5 protein-coding genes are annotated in these 6,500 nt (G+C 42.6%); 2 read left to right on the top strand and 3 right to left on the bottom strand.

Annotated elements, in window-relative coordinates:
• Positions 1-849 precede the first annotated feature (849 nt).
• Both DXB58_RS08535 and DXB58_RS08530 read left to right on the top strand, forming a co-directional pair.
• Entirely contained in the window at positions 850-1,338 is a 489-nt protein-coding gene (locus DXB58_RS08535) for a hypothetical protein (RefSeq protein ID WP_122136534.1), read from the top strand.
• A 195-nt stretch (positions 1,339-1,533) separates the two neighbouring features.
• Positions 1,534-3,243 carry a DUF5597 domain-containing protein gene (locus DXB58_RS08530; RefSeq protein ID WP_117936519.1) on the top strand — a complete coding sequence of 570 codons (1,710 nt, stop codon included), beginning with the start codon at positions 1,534-1,536 and terminating at the stop codon, positions 3,241-3,243.
• A 54-nt stretch (positions 3,244-3,297) separates the two neighbouring features.
• Here the strand turns inward: DXB58_RS08530 and DXB58_RS08525 are convergent, their stop codons facing one another.
• The 3 genes from DXB58_RS08525 to lepB (DXB58_RS08515) all read right to left on the bottom strand — a co-directional run bounded on the left by DXB58_RS08525 (position 3,298) and on the right by lepB (DXB58_RS08515) (position 6,468).
• Positions 3,298-3,933: a WbqC family protein gene (locus DXB58_RS08525; protein ID WP_122136533.1), complete on the bottom strand. Its 636-nt coding sequence runs from the start codon at positions 3,931-3,933 to the stop codon at positions 3,298-3,300.
• A gap of 66 nt (positions 3,934-3,999) precedes the next feature.
• Complete coding sequence (gene lepB, locus DXB58_RS08520; RefSeq protein ID WP_117936417.1) at positions 4,000-4,941, bottom strand: signal peptidase I; 942 nt, start codon at positions 4,939-4,941, stop codon at positions 4,000-4,002.
• A gap of 42 nt (positions 4,942-4,983) precedes the next feature.
• A complete protein-coding gene (gene lepB / locus DXB58_RS08515) occupies positions 4,984-6,468 on the bottom strand; it encodes a signal peptidase I (RefSeq protein WP_122136532.1) in 1,485 nt (494 codons plus the stop codon).
• Positions 6,469-6,500: the final 32 nt, after the last annotated feature.

Here is a 6,500-nt window from a genome sequence, read left to right as displayed (position 1 = left end):
ATGAAAAAAGGGCGACAAGATAGAATCGCGGAGACGCTTACTCACACTCTTCACCGTTCTTTTTATATGCTATAAGCTAAAGTAAATATGCTATAAGCAAAAACGAATATGCTATAAGCTAAAATTAATAAGCTCATAGCAAACGCTCCATCAAGTATTAACATTTGAGCTATCGGCTATTAATACTTTATATTTAGGCTATTAATACTTGAGTTGTTGGACATATATACCCAAGACGCAGGATATATATATCCAACATGCTGGCTATATATGCCCAATACATTGGATATATATACCCAACAAATTGGATGTATAGACACTTAATCTATACGATATAAGCATTTCCACGATGCTATATTGTCATTTATTTCTCTGCATTTTATCTTTGTGAAAGAGGTGAAGGATGGTTCTTTATTTTTTTATGTACCTCTTTCACCATAAACATCTGGTCTATAACTATTCAGCTAACGGTGAAACCGGTGAACTTTCCAAATGAATCTTATAGTAACAAGTAGGCTTTAGGAAGTTCTGCTTTAATTTATTACTGTAAACTTCTATTTATACTGATTTTCTTTTCTCTTTTCTGATTTTATATTCTATCTTTGTAATGCATTCCATTTTAAACCACGGCGGAGAACCTGCCGTATCAATGTGACGGGCTTTTTTATGTCCGTCCCATTAATCTTATATGGCGGTTTCGCACCCCCATGTAGGATGTTAGTGCACCTACTGCTGTCGTGGATAGTGGAATGCAATGGGACAGGCGGAACCGCTTCTTTTATTTCTTAAAACTACCCTTCTGTATCGCCCCATTGAACTTAATTTATTCACCATCTAATTAAAATTCTTATGGAAGAAGTTTTAAGCAACCAGCAGGCTCGTCTGGGGGACGCGACGCAACTCATGCACGTTATCTTTTCATCCGATGATGAAATGATGGATTTTTATCTAACCTTCAATCGTTTTATGAATCCTGAAAGCTATCTAGTGGAACGAACAGATCGAAAGAGATTGGAGGATTTAGCTAGTACGCTTTGTAGTAATGTGGCGGCCTTTGAAGCCATCCGTAATTATAAGTCGATAAGTGTGAAAGAGGTGATTAGAGGATTCGGGGCGCACATGATGAATACGCTAATCTCCAATACCAATCGTTTCCAAAGTGCCGATGCCGTGGGAACGTTAATGAATTGCATACTGAATACCACTAAAAACAGTTGGCAGTTTAAGAAAATGGATCGGAATAACGATATACATCTTCAAAATGTACGCTATTTGTTGAATCGGCTGGATGCGGCAGAATCTAATGAAGAGAAGAATTGTGAAGAAGTAGCGATATAAACAGTTTTCTCTAAAAATTACTTAGGAAACGCAAATAGAGGGTATAAGAACCGGAGATAATGTATAGATAAAGGCAGATGTAACGTAACATAAAGCATCTGTAACCTGCCCGATAGAAAAGGAACACAAGACGTTGTGCTCCTTTTTTATATTGTTGTAACTTTGCTTTCAGATAATATGATAAAGCTGATTGTTATGAGAAACACACTTTTTGGGATTCTATTCCTTTTTATTTTGCCTCTTCAGGCACATCAGAAACTTCCGTATTTGCAGAAACAGGGAAGTACCACACAACTTATGGTAGATGGAAAGCCATTCTTAGTGATTGGCGGTGAATTGGGAAATTCTTCAGCTTCCTCTATTGAAGATATTGAACGTATATTCCCGAAATTGCAGCGTATGGGGCTGAATACGGTACTGGTTCCTGCATATTGGGATTTAACAGAACCACAGGAAGGTAAATTTGATTTTACCCTGACGGATAAAGTGATTCAACAGGCCCGTGCGAATGATTTGAAGGTGGTTTTCCTTTGGTTCGGTGCTTGGAAAAACTCAATGAGTTGTTACGCTCCGATCTGGTTTAAGGAAGATTATAAGAAATACCCGCGTGCCTATACGAAAGTAGGGAAGCCCCTCGAAATAGCCAGTTCCTTTTCGGAGAATGTGTTTCAGGCGGATAGCCGTGCTTTTTCCCAATGGATGAAACATATTGCTTCTGTGGATAAGGAAGAGGGAACGGTTATCATGATTCAGATAGAAAACGAAATCGGAATGTTGGAAGATGCCCGCGATTATTCCAAAGAAGCGGATAAACTGTTTTATGCACCAGTTCCGCCCCTTTTCATCGACTATTTGCAGAAGAACAAGAGATCTCTGCATCCCGAAATGCTGGCAAAATGGGAGAGCCAGGGATTCAAGAAGAAAGGTACGTGGCAGGAAGTGTTTGGTGCAGACGTGTATACGGATGAAATTTTTATGGCCTGGTCGTATGCGCAGTACGTAGAACGAATGGCAAAGTTAGCACGTTCTATTTATGATATTCCGTTGTATGTCAATGCAGCAATGAACAGTAGGGGACGGAAACCGGGAGAATATCCGTCGGCAGGACCATTGGCTCATTTGATAGATGTATGGCATTATGCAGCACCCAACATTGATTTTCTGGCTCCGGATTTATATGATAGAGGTTTCGTTGATTGGGTGGCAAAGTATAAACTGCACAATAATCCTCTCTTTATACCTGAAATCCGGTTGGAAGACAATGATGGAGTGCGTGCTTTCTATGTGTTTGGTGAGCATGATGCGATTGGCTTTTGTCCTTTTTCTATTGAAAGCGGTTCGGATAGAGCAGATACACCTTTGGTACAGAGCTATATTAAATTGAAAGAACTGATGCCTTTATTGACAAAATTTCAAGGCAAAGGAGTGATGAACGGTCTTTTGTTTGATGAAGAGAATAAAGAACGAATACTTTCATACGATGATTTGGAGATTACCTGTCGTCATTACTTCACTCTACCATGGGACCCACGTGCCCGGGATGGCAGCGCATGGCCTGAAGGGGGAGGTGTCTTGCTGCGTCTGGCTCCCAATGAGTATATCGTTGCCGGCAGTGGCTTGGTACTTGAATTTAAGAAACAGGGGGAAAAAAAAATGAAAAGTTCACCAGCGTTGGGCGAGGATGGTTTTGTCAGTGTGGGCGGAAAGGCACCAAAAACGGAAAATAGCTGGCAAGGTGGTATGAGAGCCGGTATTGGTTCTGTAGATGAAGTTAATGTGAACAAAGATGGTTCACTGAAATATATCCGGCGCCTGAATGGCGATCAGGACCATCAGGGAAGGCATGTACGTATTCCTGTCGGAGAATTCAGTATTTTACACGTAAAGCTGTACGAGTATAAATAATGTGACGACATGGTTCACCTTTGTTGGCTATATGCGTATAGAAGAGTGGAGTTATTACTTGCCTAGTACCAACAGACTTTCCGGTCCCATATTGAACAACAGGTCTATGATACTCAAATTAGGTAGAAAACCCAGTTTGGACTCGAAAACCTGATAGTAAGGTTGTGGAACAAACTCTGTATCTACTTCCCGGAAATCTTTTTTGGGATGGATGACTTCCCGAAAATCGAATTCTCCGGAAGCAAACTCCATCTTATATTCGCTAGTACGCTCCATAGTGGGGTGAATATCTATCAATTCACAGACCATCCGGCATAGTTCTTCGTTGAAATCGATTAAAAACTCGTATTTCTTTTCGTAGAAGGGACGGAAGTCGTCCTTGTAATATTCAAAGAAAGGAGTACTGTTGTAGGCTGATTCGATGGCATTCCAGTGCAGATGTCTCCAATTGCCGTGGTCGGAAATGCGGATATCCTTCATTGGACATTTCAATGTGTCGGGTTTTACGGTTGGGATAGAAAGAGCTAATTCGCCGGATGGGCCGGCAATGGTGCACCGGTTACGATAGGTTTGTTTGATATAGTGGTCGTGTTGCTCTACAAACACTTTGTCATAAGCCAGAAGTTTGGTATAATATTCGACGGGGGCGAGATAAGCTGAAGATAAATAAGCTATTTTCATTTCTTTCATTTTAATACGTTTAGGAGGCTCTTAATCTATTATTAGGAAGTAGTTATTACTTTTATGATCCGGAGATTATTTCACTGTTCTGAAAAAACGGTTCCATCGGTATCCGTCAAACAGTCCTGTATCTTTTTCTTTGGAGAACCAGATGACGGAGGCTTTTCCGATGACATGGTCTTGTGGGACAAATCCGAAAAGACGCGAGTCGGAGAAGTTGATGGTGTTGTTAGACCCCATCCAATAATAATCTTTTGTGAAATAACAGTGTTTCGTGGGCTTTCCGTCCACGTAGAGGGTATCGTTTTTTATCTCTGCCTGTTTGCCTTCGTGCATCACGAGCGTATTTCGTAGCAGGGTTATGTTCCAGGGATAGACACGTATAAATTGCCCCTTTCCGGGAACAATCAGCGGATTCGGATCAGTGTTTTCCTTGTTCGACAGAGGTTGAACGAAGCACTCTTTTCCATTCATCGCCTGTTCCAGCAGATAGTATTCATAACGGCTGAAACTGCGCACGTGGGTACTGTCATTGCTTCCCATCAATCCGTCGTTGGTGATGGAAAGAGTATGCATCAGTGAGGTTATCAGATTTTCTTTTGAGGCGGGGTACGAATAAAGTCTTTTCTTATCCGGGTTGAACTGTGCCTCGGGAGAAATAACGGAGAAAAGGGAATCAACAAATAAGGTGTCACCCGGCATTCCGAGGCAACGGCTGATATAGATTTCCCGGCGGTCGATGATGGGTTCCCGGATTCCGGCCGGATTATTGAACACTACGATATCTTGTCGCCGTACAGGACTTTCGCACCAACGATGATAGGAAAAGAGCGACATGAAAGGAACTCGCAACCCGTAACTCCATTTATTCACTAAGATACGTTCACCTTGGAAAATGGAGTTTTCCATACCGGTGGAAGGGATAAGGCAGGACGTAAAAGCAAATCCCCGGAGCAGAAGCACTACGACTACTGCTCCGGCAAATGCTAGTATCCATTTGAATTTACGAATGTTCATTAATATTTATCACCTTATCACTCTATTCTATCCGTACACTTATCAGTCTACCCACTTGAAGAGGCGGTTCCAGCGAATCTTACCGTCAAACCATCCACGGTCTTTGTCAAGCGACAGCCATACGACAATCGGTTTGCCCACTACGTGATCTTCGGGTACAAACCCCCAATAACGGGAGTCGGCAGAGTTGTGACGGTTGTCACCCATCATCCAGTAATAATCCATTTTGAAGGTATATTCATTGGTCTTTTCACCGTTGATGTAGATACCGTCCGGTTTCACTTCCAACTTGTTGCCTTCGTAGGCTACGATGCAACGCTCATAGATAGGCAGGTTGTCTTCTGTGAGGGTAATGGTAGCTCCTTTGGCAGGAATCCAGATCGGGCCGTAATTGTTGCGGTTCCATTTGGTATAAAGGTTCAGCGGATACATCTGTCCGGCGTATTCTTCCGGTTCCATTACTATTTTGCTGATTAGCTTTTTATTGCCAAGGAGAGTGTCATACATCTTTTTAGTCAATGGAAGATGATATACCGGATTCAGTTTGCCTTGTGCATTCCGGTTGTCCAGTCCCATATCCAATAATCCGCCTTCCCAGCCAGAGTCTTCTATCAGCATGGTGTCATCTTTGCTGATGCCTAATTCGCGGAGCATATCTTCCGGAATGTACGGACCGGTAGTCTGTACGAAGTAGTTGAATTGCAGGTTTTCGGGGTTCTCAATCGCCTTACCGTCAATCATTACCTGTCCGTCTACAATTTGCAATGTATCACCGGGCAAGCCGACACAACGTTTCACATAATTCTCGCGACGGTCTACCGGACGCCACAGTACTTCACCGTAAGTACGCGGATTGTTTAGAATCTGTTTACGTCCGGCGTCATAGTAGAGGTCATAGATTGCACGTTGCTGTGAACGTGTCAGGCTATCCATTTCAATCTGTTTGGAGTAGATGCGTTGTCCTTCACCATAAGCCAGCGTATAGAAGTCCGTTGTCTGTTGGTAGTTCACTGCCACCGTATCTCCTGCCGGGAAGTTGAAAACCACAATGTCATTCAGCTTCACTTTGCCGAAGCCCGGTACCCGTTTGTATTTCCATTGTGGCCACTCAATATACGATTTAGTATTGAAGACAGGCAGCGTATGTTGTGCCAACGGCATAGAAAGGGGAGTGTTCGGTACGCGGGGACCGTAGCTCATCTTGCTTACATACAGGAAATCGCCTACCAGCAATGATTTTTCCAGCGAAGAGGAAGGAATCTGGTAATTCTGGAAGATGTAGATATTGACGAAGTAGACGGCAACCAACGCAAATACGATGGCATCCACCCAACTCATCACACTGCGGACAGCCGGATTCTTCGACTTCTTCCAAAAAGACCAAGGTATTTTCTTTGTGATATAAATATCGAAAATGAAAGGAACAACAATCAATCCCCACCAACTCCGTACCCAGAGAAGGAAAGTGAGGTAAAGTAGAATAGCAATGGCACATTTGATCCATTGTGCGCGTGTGGCTTGTCTCATAATGTTATATTTGTTTAGAACTAGCTTCTGAA

This window comes from Bacteroides sp. OM05-10AA, assembly GCF_003439055.1.
Taxonomy (GTDB): Bacteria; Bacteroidota; Bacteroidia; order Bacteroidales; family Bacteroidaceae; genus Bacteroides; species Bacteroides intestinigallinarum.
This window is presented reverse-complemented; position numbering and strand designations above follow the sequence as displayed.